19 protein-coding genes are annotated in these 21,149 nt (G+C 71.1%); 8 read left to right on the forward strand and 11 right to left on the reverse strand.

All coding sequences use genetic code 11. The annotated features are described in order from the left end of the window. Positions 1 to 173: 173 nt before the first annotated feature. Genes meaB through JW592_RS24825 form a run of 5 tightly spaced genes read right to left on the reverse strand, consistent with a single transcriptional unit; the run spans position 174 to position 6,668 of the window. On the reverse strand, positions 174 to 1,199 hold the full coding sequence (gene meaB, locus JW592_RS24805; protein ID WP_209267518.1) for a methylmalonyl Co-A mutase-associated GTPase MeaB: 1,026 nt from the start codon (positions 1,197 to 1,199) through the stop codon (positions 174 to 176). Positions 1,200 to 1,203: 4 nt separating this feature from the next. Next, on the reverse strand, positions 1,204 to 3,444 hold the full coding sequence (gene scpA / locus JW592_RS24810) for a methylmalonyl-CoA mutase (protein WP_209267448.1): 2,241 nt from the start codon (positions 3,442 to 3,444) through the stop codon (positions 1,204 to 1,206). Further along, positions 3,441 to 5,342, reverse strand: coding sequence for a methylmalonyl-CoA mutase family protein (locus JW592_RS24815; RefSeq protein WP_209267449.1), 1,902 nt, complete (start codon positions 5,340 to 5,342; stop codon positions 3,441 to 3,443). Before JW592_RS24815 ends, scpA begins: the two co-directional genes overlap by 4 nt. Positions 5,343 to 5,377: 35 nt before the next feature. Further along, a complete protein-coding gene (locus JW592_RS24820; RefSeq protein WP_209267450.1) occupies positions 5,378 to 6,130 on the reverse strand; it encodes an endonuclease V in 753 nt (250 codons plus the stop codon). A gap of 22 nt (positions 6,131 to 6,152) precedes the next feature. After that, on the reverse strand, positions 6,153 to 6,668 hold the full coding sequence (locus JW592_RS24825; RefSeq protein WP_209267451.1) for a hypothetical protein: 516 nt from the start codon (positions 6,666 to 6,668) through the stop codon (positions 6,153 to 6,155). A gap of 268 nt (positions 6,669 to 6,936) precedes the next feature. Here JW592_RS24825 and JW592_RS24830 point away from each other — a divergent pair, with 268 nt between their 5' ends. The 4 genes from JW592_RS24830 (at position 6,937) to JW592_RS24845 (ending at position 10,630) form a co-directional block, all read left to right on the forward strand. Further along, positions 6,937 to 7,749, forward strand: a complete 813-nt coding sequence (locus tag JW592_RS24830) for a MerR family transcriptional regulator (RefSeq protein WP_209267452.1) — start codon at positions 6,937 to 6,939, stop codon at positions 7,747 to 7,749. Between the two features lie 8 nt (positions 7,750 to 7,757). Then, complete coding sequence (locus tag JW592_RS24835; RefSeq protein ID WP_307805533.1) at positions 7,758 to 8,516, forward strand: hypothetical protein; 759 nt, start codon at positions 7,758 to 7,760, stop codon at positions 8,514 to 8,516. After that, positions 8,513 to 9,868 (forward strand): nucleotidyl transferase AbiEii/AbiGii toxin family protein, encoded by a 1,356-nt coding sequence (locus tag JW592_RS24840; RefSeq protein ID WP_209267453.1) that lies wholly within the window; start codon positions 8,513 to 8,515, stop codon positions 9,866 to 9,868. The genes JW592_RS24835 and JW592_RS24840 overlap by 4 nt, the downstream gene beginning before the upstream one ends. Before the next feature lie 138 nt (positions 9,869 to 10,006). Continuing rightward, positions 10,007 to 10,630 (forward strand): hypothetical protein, encoded by a 624-nt coding sequence (locus JW592_RS24845; protein ID WP_209267454.1) that lies wholly within the window; start codon positions 10,007 to 10,009, stop codon positions 10,628 to 10,630. Between the two features lie 43 nt (positions 10,631 to 10,673). Here the strand turns inward: JW592_RS24845 and JW592_RS24850 are convergent, their stop codons facing one another. Together JW592_RS24850 and JW592_RS24855 are read right to left on the reverse strand one after the other, a co-directional pair. Continuing rightward, positions 10,674 to 11,201 carry a copper chaperone PCu(A)C gene (locus JW592_RS24850; protein ID WP_209267455.1) on the reverse strand — a complete coding sequence of 176 codons (528 nt, stop codon included), beginning with the start codon at positions 11,199 to 11,201 and terminating at the stop codon, positions 10,674 to 10,676. A 150-nt stretch (positions 11,202 to 11,351) separates the two neighbouring features. After that, a complete protein-coding gene (locus tag JW592_RS24855) occupies positions 11,352 to 11,753 on the reverse strand; it encodes an ATP-binding protein (protein WP_209267456.1) in 402 nt (133 codons plus the stop codon). Positions 11,754 to 11,957: 204 nt separating this feature from the next. Between JW592_RS24855 and JW592_RS24860 the strand changes: the two genes are divergently transcribed. Together JW592_RS24860 and JW592_RS24865 are read left to right on the forward strand one after the other, a co-directional pair. Beyond that, positions 11,958 to 12,815 carry a helix-turn-helix domain-containing protein gene (locus JW592_RS24860; protein WP_209267457.1) on the forward strand — a complete coding sequence of 286 codons (858 nt, stop codon included), beginning with the start codon at positions 11,958 to 11,960 and terminating at the stop codon, positions 12,813 to 12,815. Next, positions 12,812 to 12,997, forward strand: coding sequence for a DUF397 domain-containing protein (locus JW592_RS24865; protein ID WP_209267458.1), 186 nt, complete (start codon positions 12,812 to 12,814; stop codon positions 12,995 to 12,997). Before JW592_RS24860 ends, JW592_RS24865 begins: the two co-directional genes overlap by 4 nt. Positions 12,998 to 13,000: 3 nt before the next feature. On the opposite strand, the gene JW592_RS24870 is transcribed toward JW592_RS24865, so the two are convergent. Genes JW592_RS24870 through JW592_RS24885 form a run of 4 tightly spaced genes read right to left on the reverse strand, consistent with a single transcriptional unit; the run spans position 13,001 to position 19,027 of the window. After that, positions 13,001 to 13,339 (reverse strand): hypothetical protein, encoded by a 339-nt coding sequence (locus tag JW592_RS24870; protein WP_229376780.1) that lies wholly within the window; start codon positions 13,337 to 13,339, stop codon positions 13,001 to 13,003. Further along, complete coding sequence (locus JW592_RS24875) at positions 13,336 to 17,952, reverse strand: putative T7SS-secreted protein (RefSeq protein ID WP_209267459.1); 4,617 nt, start codon at positions 17,950 to 17,952, stop codon at positions 13,336 to 13,338. The genes JW592_RS24870 and JW592_RS24875 overlap by 4 nt, the downstream gene beginning before the upstream one ends. Continuing rightward, on the reverse strand, positions 17,952 to 18,608 hold the full coding sequence (locus JW592_RS24880) for a hypothetical protein (protein ID WP_209267460.1): 657 nt from the start codon (positions 18,606 to 18,608) through the stop codon (positions 17,952 to 17,954). The genes JW592_RS24875 and JW592_RS24880 overlap by 1 nt, the downstream gene beginning before the upstream one ends. After that, positions 18,608 to 19,027, reverse strand: a complete 420-nt coding sequence (locus tag JW592_RS24885; protein ID WP_209267461.1) for a hypothetical protein — start codon at positions 19,025 to 19,027, stop codon at positions 18,608 to 18,610. The genes JW592_RS24880 and JW592_RS24885 overlap by 1 nt, the downstream gene beginning before the upstream one ends. Positions 19,028 to 19,311: 284 nt before the next feature. Between JW592_RS24885 and paaI the strand changes: the two genes are divergently transcribed. Together paaI and paaK are read left to right on the forward strand one after the other, a co-directional pair. Then, positions 19,312 to 19,686 (forward strand): hydroxyphenylacetyl-CoA thioesterase PaaI, encoded by a 375-nt coding sequence (gene paaI, locus JW592_RS24890; RefSeq protein WP_209267521.1) that lies wholly within the window; start codon positions 19,312 to 19,314, stop codon positions 19,684 to 19,686. Between the two features lie 14 nt (positions 19,687 to 19,700). Continuing rightward, on the forward strand, positions 19,701 to 20,984 hold the full coding sequence (gene paaK, locus JW592_RS24895; protein WP_209267522.1) for a phenylacetate--CoA ligase PaaK: 1,284 nt from the start codon (positions 19,701 to 19,703) through the stop codon (positions 20,982 to 20,984). The last annotated feature ends 165 nt before the right edge of the window (positions 20,985 to 21,149 follow it).

Below are 21,149 nucleotides of genomic sequence, written 5' to 3' on the forward strand. Positions count from 1 at the left end.
CGTGGCTGCCGTTGTGCATGCCCATTGGAGGGGCGGCACGTGCCTGTGCTCCGGCCGCCCCCTCGGACGGGGGATGGGATCGACGGCAAGGTCCGCGCGCAGCGGCGGCACTCACCACACCGCGTGCGGCAGTGCGATCTCCCGGGCGTACAACCAAGCGCCCGGTACAGACGTCAGCGGAGGCCGAATGCCTCCACGATGCGCTGGGCCGCCAGGGTCGCCGTCAACGAACCCTCGCGGACCCGCTCTTCGAGCAGCGGCGCCAGCCGCCGGACATCCTGGTGCTGTTCCAGTCGGCTCAGCAGGTCGTCGCGCACCATCGACCACACCCACTCGACCTGCTGGTCGCGCCGTTTGGCCGTCAGCTCCCCGGTCGACTCCAGAACCGCGCGGTGCCGCTCCAGCCGCTCCCACACCTCGTCGAGCCCTGAGCCCTCCCGGCCGCTGCAGGTGAGCACGGGCGGCGTCCAGGCGGTGTCGGTGAGTGGGGTCTCCCCTGCTCGAGCGGAGCCGAGAGCTTGGGGACGCATGAGCCGGAGTGCGCCCGCCAACTCGCGGGCGGCCGAGCGGGCGTCGCGCTCGTGCGGACCGTCGGCCTTGTTGACGGCCAGCACGTCCGCGATCTCCAGCACGCCCTTCTTGATGCCCTGGAGCTGGTCGCCGGTGCGGGCCAGGGTCAGCAGCAGGAAGGAGTCGACCATCTGCGCGACGGTCGCCTCCGACTGCCCCACGCCGACCGTCTCCACCAGGACGACGTCATAGCCGGCGGCCTCCATCACGATCATCGTCTCGCGGGTGGCCTTGGCGACGCCGCCCAGCGTCCCCGCGGTGGGGGAGGGGCGGACAAAGGCGGCGGGGTTGACCGCCAGGCGCTCCATCCGGGTCTTGTCGCCCAGGATGGAGCCGCCCGTACGGCTGGAGGAGGGGTCGACCGCCAGCACGGCGACCCGGTGTCCCCGCTCGGTCAGCAGGGTGCCCAGCGCGTCGATGAACGTCGACTTGCCGACTCCCGGCACCCCGCTGATACCCACCCGCCGGGCGCCGCCCGAGTGCGGCAGCAGCGTCGTCAGCAGCTGCTGGGCCAGCTCGCGGTGGTCGGCCCTGCGGGACTCGACCAGCGTGATGGCGCGGGCGATGTGCGCGCGGGAGCCCTCCAGCACGCCCTTGGCATAGCTGTCGAGGTCGATCGTCCTGGGCACCCGCTCAGCCCTCACGGCCTTCGGGTCCGCCCTGGCCGAGGTCGTGGTGGCCCAGCTCGTCGGCCAGCTTACGCACCAGGTCGTACGCCGCGTCCGGGATCACGGTCCCCGGCGGGAAGACGGCCGTCGCACCGGCCTCGTGCAGCGGCTCGACATCGGCGGGCGGGATCACCCCGCCGACGACGATCATGATGTCGTCCCGCCCGGCCGCCGCCAGTTCGTCCCGCAGCGCCGGTACGAGCGTGAGGTGGCCGGCCGCCAGCGAGGAGACACCCACGATGTGCGCGTCCGCCTCCACCGCCTGCCGTGCCACCTCGGCCGGGGTCTGGAACAGCGGCCCGACATCGACGTCGAAGCCCAGGTCGGCGAAGGCGGTGGCGATCACCTTCTGGCCCCGATCGTGCCCGTCCTGCCCCATCTTGGCCACCAGCAGCCGGGGCCTGCGCCCCTCCGCCTCCTCGAAGGCGTCCACCAGCTGACGGGTGCGGGCCAGGGACGACGACACTCCTGCCTCCTCGCGGTACACACCGGAGATCGTACGGATCTGACCCGCGTGCCGCCCGTACACCTTCTCCAGCGCATCGGAGATCTCGCCGACTGTGGCCATGGCGCGCGCCGCGTCCACCGCGAGCGCCAGCAGGTTGTTCTCCAGCCCCGGCCCCGAGCCCGCCTCCGCGGCCCGGGTGAGCGCGTCCAGCGCGGCCCGGCAGGCACCCTCGTCCCGCTCGGCCCGCAGCCTGCGCAGCTTCTCGATCTGCTGGGCACGCACCGCGGAGTTGTCGACCTTGAGCACGTCGATCTGCTCGTCACTGGCCGCCCGGTACTTGTTGACGCCGATCACCGGCTGCCTGCCGGAGTCGATCCGGGCCTGGGTGCGGGCAGCGGCCTCCTCGACGCGGAGCTTGGGGATGCCCGCGTCGATGGCCTTGGCCATGCCGCCCGCCGCCTCCACCTCCTCGATGTGCTGCCAGGCGCGGCGCGCCAGATCGTGGGTGAGCCGCTCGACGTACGCGCTGCCGCCCCACGGGTCGATCACCCGGCAGGTGCCCGACTCCTGCTGGAGGAGGAGCTGGGTGTTGCGCGCGATCCGCGCCGAGAAGTCGGTGGGCAGGGCCAGCGCCTCGTCCAGCGCGTTGGTGTGCAGCGACTGGGTGTGCCCCTGGGTCGCGGCCATCGCCTCGACACACGTACGGGTGACGTTGTTGAACACGTCCTGCGCCGTCAGCGACCAGCCGGAGGTCTGCGAATGGGTGCGCAGCGACAGCGACTTGGGGTTCTGCGGATCGAACTGCCGTACCAGTTTCGCCCACAGCAGCCGCGCCGCGCGCAGCTTGGCGACCTCCATGAAGAAGTTCATGCCGATCGCCCAGAAGAACGACAGCCGGGGCGCGAACGCGTCCACGTCCATCCCGGCCTCCAGCCCGGCGCGCAGATACTCCACCCCGTCCGCCAGGGTGTACGCCAGCTCCAGGTCGGCCGTGGCCCCGGCCTCCTGGATGTGGTAGCCGGAGATGGAGATGGAGTTGTAGCGCGGCATCTTCTGCGAGGTGTACGCGAAGATGTCGGAGATGATCCGCATCGAGGGCTGCGGCGGGTAGATGTAGGTGTTGCGGACCATGAACTCCTTGAGGATGTCGTTCTGGATGGTCCCCGCCAGCTTCTCCGGCGGCACACCCTGCTCCTCGGCGGCGACGATGTAGAGCGCCAGCACCGGCAGCACCGCGCCGTTCATCGTCATCGAGACGGTCATCCTGTCCAGCGGGATGCCGTCGAACAGCTGCCGCATGTCGTACAGCGAGTCGATCGCCACGCCCGCCATGCCGACGTCGCCCGTCACCCGCGGGTGGTCGCTGTCGTAGCCGCGGTGGGTGGGCAGGTCGAAGGCGACCGACAGGCCCTTCTGACCGGCCGCCAGATTGCGCCGGTAGAAGGCGTTGGACTCCTCGGCGGTGGAGAAGCCCGCGTACTGCCGGATCGTCCACGGCTGGTTGACGTACATCGTCGGGTACGGGCCGCGCAGATACGGGGCGATGCCCGGGTACGTCTCCAGGAAGTCCAGGCTCCGCAGATCCCCGTCCGTGTACAGCGGCTTGACCGCGATGCCCTCGGGCGTGTGCCACTCCAGGTCCGGAACGCCGCGCCCGACGCGCTCCTTGACGGCCGCGCTCCACTGCTCTCTGGTGCCGGCCGCTTCTTCGGGCTCTTCGGGGTCCAGGCCGACGGCTGTGAAGTCCGGGATGCTCATGCGTCGACCCCCATGCGGTCGAGAAGAGAGGTGAGGAGGGCGACGGCGTCGCCGCCCGCGTGGACGAACTCGTCGACCCCCGCGCCGGTGAACTCCGCGCGCAGCTCGGGGTCCTTGGGCTTGCCCGCCAGCAGCACGCGGGCCGCACCCGCTGCCTTGAGCGCGGCGGCCACCCCGGCGGCCTGCTCGGCGTAGAGGGCGTCGCCGGAGCACAGACAGGCGACGGAGGCGCCGCTGCGGCGGAAGGCATCCGCCGCGCCGGAGGCGTCCACCGTCACCGGATCGTGTACGGGCTCGATACCCCCGGCCCGCGCGAGGTTGGCCACGAACGAGACCCGCGCGGTGTGTGCGGCCGCCGGACCCAGCGCAGCCAGGAACAGCTTCGGGCGCTCGCCGGTCGCCGCCAGATGTGCGTCCGAACGGGCGCGCAGCGCCTCGTACGCGTCGTCCCGCCGTACCCTCGGCAGCCCGCCGCCGGGCCTCACGGGTGCCGGCTCGCGCTCGACGGGGCGCTCGTCCAGCAGCGGGAACTCGCTGACTCCGGTGATCGGTTCGCTGCGGCGTGCCAGCTTCCCGCTGCGCTCCGCCCAGCCCGCGCGCAGCCGCTCGGCCACCAGCCCGTCGCGCAGCGCCGTGGCCATACCGCCCGCACCCTCGATCTCCTGGAAGTGCTCCCAGGCGGTACGGGCCAGCTCGTCGGTGAGGGCCTCCACGTACCAGGAGCCGCCCGCCGGGTCGATCACCCCGGCCAGGTGCGACTCCTCCAGCAGGATGGTGGAGGTGTTGCGGGCGATACGCCGGGCGAACGCGTCGGGCAGCCCCAGCGCCTCGTCGAAGGGCAGCACCGTCACCGCGTCGGCCCCGCCGACTCCGGCGGCCAGCGTGGCGACCGTCGTGCGCAGCATGTTCACCCACGGGTCGCGGCGGGTCATCATCACCGGAGAGGTCACCGCGTGCTGCCGCTGCGCACCGGCGTGTGCGGGGCCGCCGCACGCCTGTACCACCCGGGACCACAGCCTGCGCGCAGCGCGCAGTGCCGCGATGGTGGCGAACTGGTCGGCGGTCGCCGCGTACCGGAACTCCAGCTGCCCGCAGGCCGCTTCGAGGGAGAGCCCCGCCTCGGTCATGTCCCGCAGGTAGGCCACCCCGGTGGCCAGCGCGCATCCCAGCTCCCGCGCCGGTGTGCCGCCCGCCTCGTGGTACGGCAGCGTGTCGACCACATACGTACGCAGGCCCGGGTACCGGTTCGCGCACCGCGCCGCCAGTTGCGCTGCCTCCTGCCGCAGCCCGGGTGCCGTCTCGTGCGCGCCCGTACGGGCCGCGTGGCCCAGCGGGTCGGCGCCCAGCAGGCTGTCCGGCGCCGGCTGTGTGCCGTCCTTCTCCAGCCGCTCCCGCAGCCGCAGCAGTTCGGCCGCTGCCGCGCCGAACTCGGCGCCCGCGTCCAGCGCGACGGGCGCCAGGTCGAGGTAGACACCCTCCAGCGCGCGCTCCAGCTCGGCGACGGGCAGTCCGCCCGTGCCCACGGTCAGCCAGAGGGAGGTGACACCGTTTTCCAGGTCCGCGAGCACGGCCTCGCGGGTCCCCCCGGCGTCGGTACGCGTGTGCCGCTGCCGTATGTCCCAGCCCCGCGCGGCGTTCCCCTCCGCGCGACCGCCCCGGGTGAACGGCGCGAACCCGGGGAACCCGCGCGCGCCACCGCCGTCCCTCCTCGTGTACAGGGGGCGTACTTCGATGCCGTCGGCGAGCGTCGTGGTGAGGGCGGACTCGGGCACGGATGCATCCGGGACCGTCGCTCCCGTCTTGCGCAGGACACCGGAGACGAGTTGCTGCCACTGGTCGTACGTGGCCTCCGGAAAGTCCTCCGCGAGGGAGAGCCCTTCTTCAGGCGGGACCGTCATGGCCGCAGATTAGGGGAGGCAACCCGCGAGTAGCATCAGCTCAGGGGTGTGACCTTGCCCTCTCCCGAGCCCTCCCGGCCTGCGGACCTGCCGCGATGTTCGGCGAGGCCGCGCCGGGCGAGGCGGTCGGCGCGGCGCGTCGTCTCGGGCTGGCGGTAGGTGCGGGCCAGCCGGAGGGTCAGGGCGCAGGCGTTGTCGAGGCCGATGCGGCTGCCGACCGAGACGAACACCGGTTTGACCCCGGCCCGGGTGCGCAGCGCGCGGCCGACCTGCTCGCCGCCGATGGTCAGCGGCGTCCACGCGCCCCGCTCGTGCCCTGGCTGAGCGTACTCGAAGAGGAACGGCGTCTTGGCCACCCCGAAGCAGGGCAGTCCGGTCAACACGCCCAGGTGCACGGCGAGTCCCGCGCGCCGGGGGTGTGCGACCCCGTAGCCGTCGCACACCACCACGTCCGGCCGCGGATGCCGGGACAGCCCTCGCAGCGCGGCCATGACGGACGGCAGTTCGCGGAACGCCAACAGCCCAGGGACGTACGGAAAGTCCGTACGGCCCACATGGACGGCCTCGTCCAGCACGGTCAGCGTTGCCGCGTCGAGCACGACGGCGGCCGCCACCAGGCCGCCGTCGTCCGCGTAGGCGACATCCACCCCGGCCACGGTCCGCACCTGCTCGGGCCCTGGCCCCGGCCCCACCAGGTCGGCGGCCTCGCGCAGCCGCTCCTGCGCCGCGACGGCCTCCGCCTCGGTCCGGGGCCAGTCCGGCAGCTCCGCGCTTGTCGACTCGCCCATCTCACTCCGCTGTAGTCGGCCGTCATTGAGCGCACACCACCTCGTGCAGCTCGATCGGGTGGGAGTCTAGAGCGACGTACGCGGTGAAGGTGCTGGTGGTGCCGTCGGCCCAGTACGCCGTCACGGTCGCCCAGCCGACCCCGGCCGACTGTGCGACGGTCACCGGACCGACCTCGATGTTCCGCGGCGTGTTCTGGGCGCACAGGATGACGTCGTGGTCGGGGTTCTGCGCCTGCTTCTCCTTGAGGAAGTCGGAGACGAAGCGCTCCCGCTGGGCTTCGGTCGGCCCGTGCGTGCCGTAGAACCAGGTCAGGAAGCGGTGGATGTCGTCGGCGGTGTGCCGGTGGCGGACGACCGGTCTCTTCGACGGTGTGTCTGCCGGCCCGTCCGCCCGCGCGGCGGACGCCCAGGGAGCCGCCTGCGGTGCCGGTGCCGCCTGCGCGGCCGGTACGGACAGTGCCAGCGCCACCACCCCTGCGGCGCACAGGGCGAGGACACTACGGGTATGGACGGAACGGAGCACAGCGGCGCGGAGCATATGAACACCTCATTTGTCGGACACTGTCCCGGATGGGAACCGATGACCGCATAGTCCGCCTTCCGGGAAGCCCGGGGGAACGGGAGCGCCACAGCGGGCCCCCACAAATCCCCCACTTGGATGACGTCGCTCACTGCTCTCGTCGCAGGCGCACCCGCAGGTCCCCGGGCGCGGGCGCCGGAGTAGGTTGCCGTCCGGAGGACGGGAGGACCGGAGGACCGGAGGACCGGCGAAGAGTCGGAAAGAGCCGGAGAGAGGAGTGCCTGCCATGGGGACGGCAGCCTCGCCACAAGGGCGGCGGACCCTGCGCTCGGTGGATCTCGCGCGCGCCGCCGGGATCTCCACGCAGCAGGTGCGCAACTACGAGGAGGACTGCATCCTCCCACCCGCCGACCGCACCCCCTCCGGCTACCGCCTCTTCACCGAACGGCACCGCGCGGCGCTGCTCACCTACCGCGCGCTGGTGAAGGGCTACGGCCTCGATCCGGCCCGGCGGATGCTGCACGCCGTACACGCCGGCGACGTGGGGGCCGCACTTGCCCTGGTGAACGAAGGGCACGCGATCCTGCACGAGCAGCGCCGCTCCCTGCGGATGGCGAGCGAGGCGCTGACGGCGACGGCGGAGCGAGCCCCGGAGGAGGCGGCACACGCGCGCACCGTCCTGCGCATCGGGGAGCTGGCACACCAGCTCTCCGTACGGCGCTCCGCGCTGCGCGTATGGGAGTCGGCAGGGCTGCTGACCCCGCGCCGCGAACCGGTCACCGGCTACCGCAGCTTCGGCCCGGCCGAGATCCGCGACGCCCGCCTGATCGCGCTGCTCAGGCAGAGCCGCTACCCGCTGCCCCAGATCCGTACCGTCCTGGACGGTCTGCGGGAGACCGGCAGCACGGCCGAGTTGCGCGCCGCGCTCGCCCACCGCGCGCAGGAGCTGACAGCGCGCACGACGGCCATGCTGGAGGGCTCCGGACTCCTGCACGCGTACCTGCGCGACCACGGTCACGACCGCGAGGGCGGGGAAACGCGGACTGGGGCGGAGACAGCGTCGGCTGAATCAGCGGGCGGCGCCGGGGGATTGAGATGATCGGACGTGTGTGCGCATCCCATCCCTCCCCGGTGCCCGCCTGTCCGTCCACGGCCACGTCCACGGCCACGGCCACGGTCGCGGACGCGGAGGCGTTCGCGGGCGAGTTCGAGATCCATCTGACCGTCGACGGCTCCTGCCCGTCCGTCCGCACCGGCGCCCTCGCCGGTCGGGCGGCCGAACGGGGGTGGAAGTACGCGCACATCGTGCTGGACCGGGGACGCGCCCCCGTACAGCCCATGGTCACCTTTACGGTCGACGACAGCACGCTCGGCGCCGCGCGGGCCGCGGCGCGCGCGGCGGCCGAGGAGCTGGCCGCCGCCGGTTGTCCGGTCGTCCGCGTCAAGGTGGAGGCCGCACCGTGGGCGCGCGGCGTACCGGCCACCGACAGCGAGGGCGCGACGCTCGGCCCGGAGTACTACTTCGAGCACCATGTGAAGCTGCTGCTGCCGCCGGACACCGACACGGCGGAGCTGGCTCGGCTCGCCGTACGGCACACTGCGCACCTCTCCCGCAACGCACGCCGGGCCCGCGACGACGGGCAGTCGGAGCGTTTCGTCACCCAGCGCTGCCACGCGGTGGGCGAGGCGACGGCCGAGCGGCGACTGGACGCGCTCCTCGCGACGCTGTCCCGGTTGCCGTACCGGATCCTCTCGGTGGAAAGGGAGTTCGTGGTCCACGACAGCGCGCGGATGCTGGACGCCGGGTGGATCACCGAGGAGCGGGCCATCGGCCAAGGCGGCGGAGAGACGGGGGCGCCGTCATGAACGAGTCCGCCTGGGAGGAGCTCGGTCACGGCCCCTGGTCCGCCGAGAAGGCCGTGCCCCAGCAGGTGCCGGACGAGGCGACCCGCAATCTTCTCCGGCTGCCTCCCACGCTGCGGCCCGTCACCGGCGAAGCCGTCGTGCAGCGTGCCGTCTTCGACCCTTCGGCCGTCCATTACGCCAACGCGATGCGGCTGGGGAACCCTCAGTTCGCCGACCCCGCGACCGGCGAGCGCTGGTATGCGGCCCGTCGCCGGGCGCTCGACCTCGCCCTGGCGGCCGTCGCCGACTCGCCGTGGGCCGTACACCTGGTGCTGCGCGGCAGCGTGCTGCTGCGCGCCTGGTACGGGGCGGCCGCGCGCGAACCCGGCGACCTGGATTTCGTGGTGGAGCCGGCTGACTGGCAGCTCGCGGACGAGCGCACCGAGCGGATGCTGGAGCAGCTGGCCCGCCATGCCGACCTGCTCTCCCGCAGGGCGGACGGGGACGTACGGCTGGACTCGCGGGGCGCGGTCCACGACGAGATCTGGACCTACGACCGGGTGCCGGGCCGCCGCCTGGTCGTCCCCTGGACGGCCGAGGGGCTGCCGGGCGGTGCGGTCCAGCTCGACTTCGTCTTCAACGAACCGCTCCCGGCGCCCGCGGTGACCACCCCGATACCCCGCCCCGCGGGTGCGCCCGGCGGCGGCGCGACCCTGGAGTTGCGCGCTGCCAGCCGTGAACTCTCCCTGGCGTGGAAGATCCTGTGGCTGGCGAGCGACATGCACCCCGAGGCCAAAGATCTCTACGACGCCGTACTGCTCGCCGAGGACGAGCAGGTCTCGCTCCCTTACGAGCTGCTGCGCGCGGTCTTCCGAGGGGTGGACCACGGCTATTTCGACCGCAATCCGCTGCTGCTGGACTGGTTCGGGGCCGAAGTGAGTGAACACACCGACTGGTCGGAGTTCGCCAAGGAGTACCCGCACCTGGACATTCCCGGTGCGGACTGCGGGCAGCGGCTCGTCGAGGCCCTGCGCCCCACCTTCGCGCTGGACGACGACGGCAGCGGCGAGCCCGCCCGCTATCAGGCGTTCGCCCGCTGGCTCGCTCCGTTGACCGCCGAGTGCCGTACCGCGTTCGCCGCGGGCGGTCTGCCGGCCGTGCTGGAGCTGCTGTTCAGCCAGTACGTGCCGCCCGGGTCCGCGCTGGTCGTCGCCCGCGAGGTGCTCGGACGCGACCAGCACGCCCTCGCCGGTCTCGTACCGCAGCTGGCCGCCTTCCGGCCGGTGAGCCTGGAAGCCGGGCCGCGGGGCCGCCGCTGGGAGGAGCAGGAGCTGACCGAAGCCGCCGAAATGCTGGCCAAAGCTGGCGGCTGAGCCCCGGACGGAGTAAACCCTCTGTCACAGGGGGTGGTTGCTGTGCATGTGTACGTCCACGAATCCAGGCGACAACGCGCAGGCAGGGTGCTCTTCCATACGATGGGGGCCGTCGGCGCCCCGCTCCTGGTGCTCTGGATGGCGTACAGCGGTGCGTCGTACGCCGTCAACGGAGAACCGGACCACAGCGTGTTCATCGGCAACGCCCTGGTCATCGTGGCGTTCCTCGGGACCTTCGGCACCGGCTTCCTCTCCGACCCCTCCCATCCCTCGCAGCCGTTCGTCGCGATCTTGACCAGCCTGCTGCTGGCCGCGAGCGTGATCGGGGTGACGGAGGTCGTGAACGGCGAGACGCTGCGCAGCCGGGGCAGGTCGACCCACTGCACCGTGCTGGACGTCGACCGGCAGGTGCACACCTACACCTACACCGAGAGCGATGGAACGACCCACACGACCACCACCGTCGACTACAAACACAAGCTCGACTGCGCCGCCGGGCGGCCCGACTCGATGACGCTCGACAAGAAGCAGGCCGACAAGGGCGATCGCATCGAGGTGACCTACGACCCCCGCGGACGGCTGGACCCCCGGCCGACCAAATGGCTCGAAAAACGCAGCAAGTGGCACACCCTGGCGTACACGCTTCCTCCCGTGGCGATCGGCCTGCGCCTGCTGGTGCTGATCCGCGCCGCCGTGGAACGCCGTCGCCGTTTGGCGCGGCAGGGCTATGTGGTGGTCCGGCGGGAGCCCGGGAAGAGATGAGCCGCGCGGGAGTGACGAGCCCGCGGTGCCGTCCTCCCGGGTCTCACTCGCTGGGCGACGGGCTCTTGTCGTACTGCGGCCGCTGGGCAGCGATGTTGAAAGTGGTCGACCCGGCGTCCCGGAACCGCAGGGTGATCTTGACGTACTCGCCGCCCCGGATCTGCTTGCGCAGGCCCCGCAGGAGCAGATGAGGCTTTCCGGACTCCAATTCGACCAGCTTCTGCGCGGGGAGGCGCACCTCTTCTCGGGGCGTGTCGTCCGCCCCCACGATCTGCACGGAGGAAGCCACCGGCGAACTGGCGCCGACCAGCTTGTCGTCCTTCTGACTCTTGTTGTAGACCCACACATACCCGGGCACGTCGTCTCCCGGCTTCCACGGTTCGCCGCCGCGCGGCTCGGCCAGGTGCGCGTATCTGAGCATCAGGTCACCGACGCGGGAGTTCTGGCCCGGCGCGTCCCAGTCCGGCAGGTTGAAGTCCTCGTCCCCGCCGCATCCGCTCCCGGAGGCGACCAGGATCAACGCGGCCGCTGCCCAACCGGCACGCCGACGCAGCTCGCACAGGTGTGCCATGGTCGTTCCTCTCGCAGGGGCGGTCGCTCCCCACCCTGCGTACATCCGCGATCCCCGGCAACCGGGACGGGCCGTGCGAGGGACGGCGTCATTCCTGGGCCGGGGCCGGTGGCGGTCCCGCCGTTCCCCGCGCCCCTGCGGGGCGCGGTCTCATGCCGGGCACCGGGCCCAGACCGTCTTTCCAGGGGCGGCCGGCGTACGGGCGCGTACGCCCCACTCCGTCGCCAGCGCTGCGACGAGCAGCAGGCCCCGGCCCGACTCCTCGTCGGGTCGGGGGCACTCCGGTGCCGCCACCGGGGGCGCCGCCTCGCCCAGGGTGTCCGTCACCTCGATGAGCACGGAGCCCTGCGGGCGGCTGAGCGCCAGTTCGAAGTCACGCCCCGGTACGCGGCCGTGCAGTACCGAGTTCGCGGCGAGCTCCGCGACGACCGCCGCCGCGTTGTCGCTGCGCTCGCTGCCGTAGGGGATGCCCCACGCGTCGAACTGGTGCAGCGCGAGAAGTCGCGCCAAGCGGGCGCCGCGCCGGGTGGCGGAGAAACGCTGTACGAACATACGCTCGGTAGTGGCCGAGTGAGCCGGAGAGAGTGACTGACGCTGAGACATGGCCGTCACGCTGGCCCCTGGCGCCCGTTTTAACCAGATCAGCAACCCCTACGCTGCGCAAGCGTAGGGGTGCGGAGTGTGGACAGTACCGGCAATGGCCCGTAACCCTGGGTGAGTTGGGGACGTTCCCCCGCCACAGGGAGGTGGCTGGAAGTGACCGACTACGACGAGGACGAGGAAGAGCGCGGCGGTGGAGGGAGGGAGCCGGAACGTTCGGACAGTCTCTGTACATTCGGCGCCGTTGTGAAGCAGTTGCGCAAGCGGGCGGGCTTCACACAGGAGGCGTGGGCCGAGCGCTCCGGCTACTCGTTAAGTACGTGTGCGGGTGTCGAGCAGGGGCGGAGGTTTCCGCCGCCTCGGTTCATTGAACGGGCGGAGCGGGACTTCGACGCGGGTGGCGCCCTGAGGGAAGCCGTGAAGCATCTGTCGAGGGGCAACGGCATCGCCGCCTGGTTCCGCCAGTTGGCCAAGATGGAGCTCACGGCGCTCAGCCTGTACACCTACGAGTGCCGAGTGGTCCCGGGGCTCTTGCAGACCGAGGCGTACGCGCGGGCGTTGATCCTAGGGACGCCCCCGTTGCCGACGGAGGAAGAGATCGAGGAGCTGATTGCGGATCGGCTGGAACGGCAGCAGTTGTTGACTCGGAAGCGGCCGGTCACGCTCAGCTTCATCATTGAGCAAGCCGTGTTGGAGCGCCGCACAGGTGGGGACGAAGTGGCTCGGGAGCTGCTCGACCATTTGATCGCTTGTGCCGACATAGCGTCGCTGGAACTCCAGGTCATGCCTTTGGTGCAGCCGTACGGACATGCCGGTGTGGCAGGGCCCTTCCGGCTGTTGGAGACGCCCGAACATCGGTGGTTTGGTTACGTGGAAGGACAAGAGACCGGTCAACTCATCACTGAAGACGGCGCACTCAGCCGCTTGCACATGCGGTATGCAAAACTGCGCTCACAGGCTCTGACCCCGGCAGATTCCCTGAGCCTGCTGAAGCGAATGCGAGGAGCGCTATGAGCAATGACACCGAGCTCAACTGGTTCAAGAGCAGCTACAGCAGCCCTCAAGGAGACGACTGCGTCGAGGTCGCAACCCTCCCCGGAGCGGTCCATGTCCGGGACTCCAAGGACACCACCATCCCCTCCCTCTGCATCACGCCGACCGCCTGGTCGGCGTTCATCGCACACGCGGGCCGCTGACGGTCAGTTCGGGTACCGCTCCAGCACGCGGCTCTCGTCGAAGTCCGCCTCGGAGAGGAACGCGACCAGCGCCTCGGTGGTGTCGACGCCGACCGGGGTGCCGGTCTCCTCATTGGCGGCGACCAGGAAGTACCCAGGCTTCGGCGCGTTCTCGACCTCGCGTACCAGCCCCGCCAGGGTCCCGTCCGCGAGGCGGAAGACGAAGGTGTTCCACGGCCCGAGGTCATCCCAGGTGACCTCGGGCTCGCCCCAGCGCCGTACGGCTTCCTCCGTGCTCAGGTCCAGATACGCGACCTGCGCATTGCGGCGCAGCAGTGCAGCGTCGACGCGCTCCATCGTCATCTCACCTCCGTGACGAACACCGGGATACGGGCGAAGTCGTCCCCGTTGTGGAACGTGTGCCCGACGCCTGGGCCGCCCAGATCCCAGGTCGAGTAACCGGTCATATAGGACGAACCTGTCGGCGGAACCGAAGTATAGAACTCGAAGCTGCCGGGTCCGTGTTCCGGGGGGATCGGGCCGTTATGTGCCTGCACCGCTTCCACCTGGCCGGTACGTGGTGTCCGTCCCCACAGTTCACCACTGTCCAGCACCTGCTGCACCACCTCGGGGGTCTGAGTGGGGGAGCCCCTCCTGTGGTAGGGACCATAAAGGGTGGCGGGCTCGCCGATGTCGGGGCGGCCAGGGGGCAGAGCCAGGGGCTCGCGAGGTGGCTCGGGAGTCGGCGCGTCGCCTCCGCCCCTGCCGAAGAGGCCCTTGATCCGGTCCATCAGTGAAGGCCCGCACTTGGGGGCGAGCCCGAGAACGTCCACCAAGGACTGCGGATTGTGGACGTAGGCGGCCGGGTTCGCCGCGGGGGCGAGACCAAGGGGGTCCGGTGACGCGTAGCGTGCCGTCTCCGGGTCGTAGTGGCGGAAGTAGTTGTAATGGAGGCCCGTCTCCGGGTCGTGGTACTGGCCAGGGAACCGCAGCGGGGTGTACGCGGTGCTGTCGGCGCGCCACCCTGTGGTGCCCCACAGGGTGGCGCGGCTGCGCCAGGCGATCTCGCCGCTCTCGTCGACGAGTTCGGTCGGGGTGCCGACCAGGTCGGTGACGATGGCGAAGAAGCGCGCGTCGATCTCGCGCTGGGTGGCCTGGTCCAGGCGGCGCTCGGTCTGGCTGAGCGGCGTGTCGCCCTCGTGGTCCCAGGTCAGGGTGACCGGCGTCGAGGAGCCGGTGCCGGTGGTGGTCTGCTCGATGAGGGTCGAGCCCTCCCAGGTGAAGAGCGTGCGCTCCAGCACTGTCTCGCCGTCGGGTGCCATCCGGCGCTTCTCGGTGCGGCGGCCGAGCGGGTCGTACAGGTAGCGCCAGACCGTGCGGTCCGGGGTGGTGACCTCGGTCAGCTGGTCCTCGGCGTCCCAGGTGTAGCGCCAGGAGTCCGGCTTCTTCGACAGCCGGGTCTTCTGACGCAGGGTGAGCCGGCCGGCCGCGTCGTGCTCGTAGCGGACCCTGCCCGCTGTGGTCACGCGGGTGCCGTCGTAGGTGCGGTCGCCGGTGGCTTCCGGCGCGTGCTTGGCGGGCCAGGAGGCGTGCGTCAGGTTGCCCGCCTCGTCGTAGGCGTAGCGCTCGGTCCAGTTGCGGGCGTTGACGGCCGTGACCCGGCCGAGCGCGTCCAGGTCGAAGGTGCTGGTGCCGGTCAGCAGATCGTCGACGGCGGTCAGGTGGCCGTCGGGCCGGTAGGAGTAGCGGCGCTGCTGGACGGGGTCGGAGCCGGCCAGGGACAGGGCCTGGTCCGTCAGCCGTCCGGCCGGGTCCCACAGCTGCCGGAGGGCGAGGCCCGTGTCACCGATGCGGCGCTCCGTCTCGCGGCCCATCGCGTCGCGGCCGAAGCCGAGGGTGCGGCCGTTGACCGTCAGGGAGGTGCGGCTGCCCGCCGCGTCGTAGGTGCTGGTGGAGACGGCGCCGGTGGGGGTGGTGCGGCGGACACGGCGGCCCAGTGCGTCATAGGTGTGGGTCACCACCCGGCCGTCGACCAGCTCCGCCTTGACGCGTCCCAGCTTGTCGCGCTGGAAGCGCACCTCCGCGTCCGGACCGACGGCTTCGGCCAGCCGGCCGGCCGCGTCGTAGGCGAACGTGGTCACCTTTCCCGCCGCGTCCTTGCGGGTCATCCGACCCATGGCGTCGAACTCGTAGCCGATCCGGTCACCCAGCGGGTTGATCCGCGCCGTCAACTGGCCTGCGGCGTCGAGCTCGTAGCCGCGCGTACGGTTGTCGAAGTCCGTCTCGGCGATCAGTCTGCCGACCGGGTCGTAGGTGTAGTCCCAGGTCAGGCCCTGGGGGTTGGTGACACGGGTCAGCCGCAGCTCGGCGTCGTAGGCGAACTCGTAGCGCACCCCGTCCGGGTCCGTGCGGGCGGTCAGGACATCGAAGTCGCCGTATTCGTACACCGACTCGGCGCCCGCCGCGTTCAGGTGGCGTACGCAGTTGCCCTCGCCGTCCCACTCCCAGCGCTCCGTCGTGCCGTCCGGGCCGGTGCGCCGGAGAGGGTGTCCCTCGACGGACCACTCCAGCTCGGTTCCGGCGCCCGTGGGATCGGTGATGCGTACGGGGCGGCCGAACGCGTCGCGCTCGTAGCGGGTCACACCGCCCAGCGGGTCGGTGATCTCCACGGGGAGGCCCGCCGGGTCGCAGTACACCCGGGTGGTCGCGCCCAGGGGATCGGTGACGGAGGCGAGGTGGCCGCGGCCGTCGTAGGTGTAGCGCGTCGTGTTGCCCGCCGGGTCGGTGGCCGAGATCCGGTTGCCGTAGCCGTCCCACTCCTGGCGCCACACCGATCCGTCCGGCTCCGTGGTGGCGACCGGGCGGCCCAGCGCGTCACGAGCGATGGTGCTGGTGGCACCGTCGGGGTGGGTGACCGAAGCGAGGCGGCCTCCCGCGTCGTAACCCAGCGTCGTGGTCCGGCCCAGCGTGTCGGTGTGCGACAGCGGCCGGTTGTGCGGGTCCCGTTCGATGCGGGTGCGGTGGCCCAGCGGATCGATCTGGCCCATGGAGTGGCCACGCTCGTCGAACAGGTGGCGGGTCGCGTGTCCGTCGCGCGTCGTCACCGTGGTGACCCGGTGGCCGGTGGCCTCGTCGGTGCCGTCGTAGTCGATACGGATCTGCATATGGCCCGCGGTGCCGCCTTCGGCGATGACGCGGTGCAGGTTGTCGTAGACGTAGTCGTAGCGGCGGCCGTTGGTGTCGGTCCAGGCGATGATCCGCTGCTCGTCGTCGTACTCGAAGCGCAGCGGGCGGCCCGAGGAGTTGGTGACCTCGGTCAGATCGCCGTCGGTGTAGCCGTAGCGCATCACCGTTGTGCCGCCGTCCGCGTCCGCGAGGGACAGCGCCGCCACCCGGTCGTCCTCGACGGTCAGCGCCACCGCGTAGCCGCCGCTGTGGACGAGACGGGAGGGCGCGCCGGTCTGTGCGTCGTACTCGAAGGTGATGCTGTGGGCGTTGCGGTCGGTGAGCTGCTCGATCCGCGCGACACCGTCGTCCTCGGAGCCCGGCCCGCCCTGGGCGGGCCCGAAGTGCCGCACCCAGCCGGTGTCCGGGTCGGTGAGCGTGTAGCCGAGGTCCGGTGTGCGCTCCAGCCGCATCCGCACCGGACCGGCCGTCGGCAGTGTGGGGACCCCGGGCGCCGGGTGGGGGAAGGCCAGCAGCCGGCCGTCATCGCCCACGAAGACGACGCCCTCGGCGTCGATCTCCAGGCGCTGGTCCAGCGTCGAGGTCCAGGACGGGCCGAACCAGTGGCCGAGCCGGTAGCCGGACTCCGCGCGACGGGTGAACGCCAGCGGCAGGGAGCCGGGCAGGGACAGATCGGTCTGCGGCAGATACATCCGACCCGTCGCCAGGTCCACCGGGTCGGTTCCCTTGCACGGGGTTTCCTTCGCACCTCTGGCGGCGGCCTCCGCGCCCTTGCCATCGAGGGCGCCTCGTCCGCCGGGCAGGTCGTCCGCGAGGCCGGCCAGCTTTCCCGCCCGCCCGGCTTTTATCGCGGCTCCTGCGCCCTTGGTGCCGAGGAGTTCGGGAATGAGGCGGCCCGTGCCTTCCGCGGGGTCCTTCTGGAAGGCGTCCCACATCCGCTTCCCGGCGCCGGCCGGGTCGTTGGCCACCCGGGCCAGGCCGGTGACGGTGGAGTTGAGGTTGGTGACGTATTCGGCGGGGTGGGTGAGGTTGTAGGGGTCGGCGGGGTTGACGCTGCGGACGAAGTTGATCACCCCCGCGGTGCCTTTGACGATGCCGCCGGACACGTGGACGGCGTCCAGCTTCAGCCCTTCGAGGCCGTCGCCGGCCTGGTCCCAGTAGTCGGGCTTGGGCGGGGCCGCGTCCCGGGCCGCCTTGATCGCCTTCTGGGCGCGGGCGGCGGCGGTGTTGCGCTGGGTGCGTGCCTCCTGCAGTGTCTCCTCGGCCTCGTCCTTCTTGTCGTCCTTGTACTGGGCGACCGCCTCCCGGGCCTGGCCCTGGGCCCACTCCACGGTGTGGGCGAAGTCCTCCAGGGCACCTGCCGCCTTCTCGCAGGCGTCGGCCGCCTTGATCCACTTGGCGGGCTCCAGGCCGACCTTCTCCCAGAACGCGTCGGCGGCCTTGCCCTTGAGCGTCCCCTTGTGCAGACCCTTGAGGCCCTTGACGACCTTGTCGAAGGCGGTCTTGAAGTTCCTCAGATGTGTGGCGGTGGCGCGGATCTTGCTGGGGCTGCCGAAGACCAGCTTCTTGGGGTCCTCGGTCTCGTCCAGCTGGAACTCGGCCGTCTCGGCACCCATCGCGTTCGCTGCGGAGCGTGACTTGTCCCGAACCCAGTCCCCGCCGGACTCCCAGCCGGCGTCGTCCATTCGGTCGGCCGTCCAGTTGCCGAACCCCTCGACGCCGTCACCGACCTTCTCGGTCAGATCCTCGGCCTTGTCCTCCCACGAGTCCGGGACCAGATCCCAGCCCATCAGCCCTGACCCCCTTGCTGCTGCGCCGTCGCTCGCTCTTCCGGCGACGGGCCGAACCACTCGTCCCGCTCGGCCTCGATCTGCTCATCACTCAAACCGGCGGCGTCCTGCGCCATGTCCATGTACATTCCGCCCCGGCCCTTGGTGGTGAGCTCCCGGCCGGTGTCCTTCCAGTCCTGCTTGATGTCCTCGCCCGCCTTGTCCCAGGACTCCCTGCTCCAGTCCGGTGCGTCCGGCTTCACGATGTCGCCCCAGCCCTGCTGGGCGATCTCCTCCTCCGTGGCATGCGGATTGCCGGTCACCAGAATGGAGTTGAGGCCCACCTTCAGCGCTCCCGCCGCGTACTGGTCCTCCTCGTAGGCCATGCCCGCCGACAGGCCCAGCCGTTCGGCCAGCCCGTTGGCGTTCTGCACCAGGGCGCGTACGCCCCACTCCCACTTCTCGCAGAAGTCCTCGAAGTCGACGGCCACTCCGCCGTGCCCGGCCTCCATCCCGGTGAGGGACAGCTCTTCGAAACCGGCGCCCTGGAGGGAGGAGGTCGCGGAACTGCCGGATGCCTTCAGTTCGTCGATGGCGCCTTTGAGGCCCTTCTCGATGAGGCCGAGGGACTCCTTGTTCCAGTTGACGCCGTCGTCCTTGCCGCCGCCGCTGCCCATCAGACCGGCTGCCTCTTGGTGTCGCCGGTTCCGCCCACGGCCACCTTGTCCGGCACGATGCCCGGCACGGGCGGGAAGAGCATGGAGCCGTCCTGGTCGGCGATGTCGACGGCCACGCCGGTGGGGCCGGCCAGCGCCGGGATCACGGCGTCCAGCAGCCGGGCACCCAGTACGGACACATACGGCCACTCGGCGCCCGGTGAGCCGCCGCTGCCCGGCTCCCGCGCGAACCGGGCCAGCGCGGCCTCGTCGGTGAACGCCAGAATCCAGCGCACCCCGCCGAGGGACCGGGTCAGCAGCTGACCTGCGTTCTGGCCGCCCGTCGGCACCAGCACCGCGGTGCGCCGGAACTCGCCCAGCAGCGCGCCCGGGTTTCCGTCCCCCGCACGCATCGCGGCTGTCTCCAAGGTCAGAGCCATTGCCCGCCGTTCTCCTCCACCCGTATCGCCGGCCGTTCCCCCCGCCGCCGGAACAGTCGGGGCACGAACACCTGAACGTGTCGTTCCACGCCGTTTCGCGGCTGTTTGGTTCCCGGTCGCGGATGGAAACGAGCGGGTTGCCGAAGAGAGCACTGCAGCCGTCTTGACAGGCCGGACCCCGCGCTGGATTACTGGGCGCACCGAATGGTCGGTCGGTGTCTGCCGGAGGCGGGAGGTCGCAGGTGGGGAACGGTGCGGGAACCGGGTCCCGGTCCGTGGCCGCGATGCTCGGTGCCGACCGGGCCTCCGCCGCGCTGGGCATCGGCCTCATCGAAGCGGGTGAGGGATTTGCGACCGTGCGGATGCGGGTCAGGGCCGACATGGTCAACGGCCATGGGACGGCCCACGGCGGCTATCTCTTCCTCCTCGCCGACACCGCTTTCGCCTGCGCCTGCAACAGCCATGGCCCGGTGACGGTGGCGGCAGGGGCGGACATCACCTTTGTGGCGCCTGCCTGGGAGGGTGACGAGTTGCTGGCCGTGGCGCAGGAGCGCACGCGATACGGCCGCAGCGGGATCTACGACGTCACCGTGGCGTGCGGCGAACAGGTGATCGCGGAGTTCCGGGGACGCAGCCGTACGGCGACGCCGGTGAAGTGAACGGGGACGGCGAGATGGACGAACTGCTGGACGACGGTGAGCTGCTGAGCACGGACGAGTTGCGGCGGCTCCAACTGGAGCGGCTGCGCAGCACACTGCGGCACGCGTATGAGGACGTGGAGCTGTACCGCAAGAAGTTCGACGCGGCAGGGGTGCGACCCGAGGACTGCCGCACCCTCGACGATCTGGCGAAGTTCCCGTTCACCACCAAGGCCGACCTGCGCGACACCTACCCGTTCGGGATGTTCGGCGTGCCCATGGAGGACGTACGCCGTATCCACGCCTCCAGCGGCTCGACCGGGCGCCCGACCGTCGTCGGGTACACCCAGCGCGACCTGGACACCTGGGCGGATCTGGTGGCGCGCTGCATCCGTGCCGCGGGCGGGCGGCCGGGCCACAAGGTGCACATCTCGTACGGGTACGGGCTGTTCACGGGCGGGCTGGGAGCGCATTACGGCGCCGAGCGCGCCGGCTGCACCGTCATCCCGGCCTCCGGCGGGATGACGGAGAGACAGGTGCGGCTCATCCAGGACTTCCGGCCCGAGATCATCATGGTGACCCCCACGTACATGCTCACGCTGCTGGACGAGTTCGAGCGGCAGGGGATCGACCCGCGCACCACCTCGCTACGGGTCGGCATCTTCGGGGCCGAACCGTGGACGGAAGCGATGCGCCGCGAGCTCGAAGAACGCTTCGACATGCACGCCGTGGACATCTACGGGCTCTCGGAGGTGATGGGCCCGGGCGTCGCCCAGGAGCGCGTGGAGACCAAGGACGGACTCCACCTGTGGGAGGACCATTTCTACCCGGAGATCGTCGACCCGCTGGGGGAGCAGCCGCAGACCCAGGGCGAGCGCGGCGAGTTGGTGCTGACGACGCTCACCAAGGAGGCGCTGCCCGTCATCCGGTACCGCACCCGGGATCTGACCCGGCTGCTGCCGGGGACGGCTCGGGCCGCCTTCCGCCGTATCGAGAAGATCACCGGTCGCAGTGACGACATGATCATCCTGCGCGGGGTGAATGTCTTCCCCAGCCAGATCGAGGAAATCGTGCTGGCCACACCGGCTGTGGCCCCGCATTTTCAGCTCCAACTCACCCGGCGGGGCCGGATGGAGCACCTCACCGTGGTGGTGGAGGCGCGGGCGGCGGCCACTGATGCCCAGCGGGCGGATGCGGCGGAAACCGTGGTCCGCCGCGTCAAGGAGGGCATCGGTGTGACGGTCGAGGCCCACGTCGTCGACCCGGAAACCATCGAGCGCTCGGTCGGCAAATTCCGCCGCCTCCGCGATATGCGATAGCACCATGTCTTGCGTACCCCGCACGGGGGGCTGCGCTTGCCAGCCCTACGCCTCTGGCGCAGACCTCCCAAGCACAGCGGGAGGTGCGCCCCGTCAGGGGGGCGCGGGGAACCGCGTGAACAACCACAACCAACCCGCAGACTGCAGCGGCCGGGCAGGGGCAGC

It is taken from the genome of Streptomyces spirodelae (assembly GCF_017676385.1).
Lineage (GTDB): Bacteria > Actinomycetota > Actinomycetes > Streptomycetales > Streptomycetaceae > Streptomyces > Streptomyces spirodelae.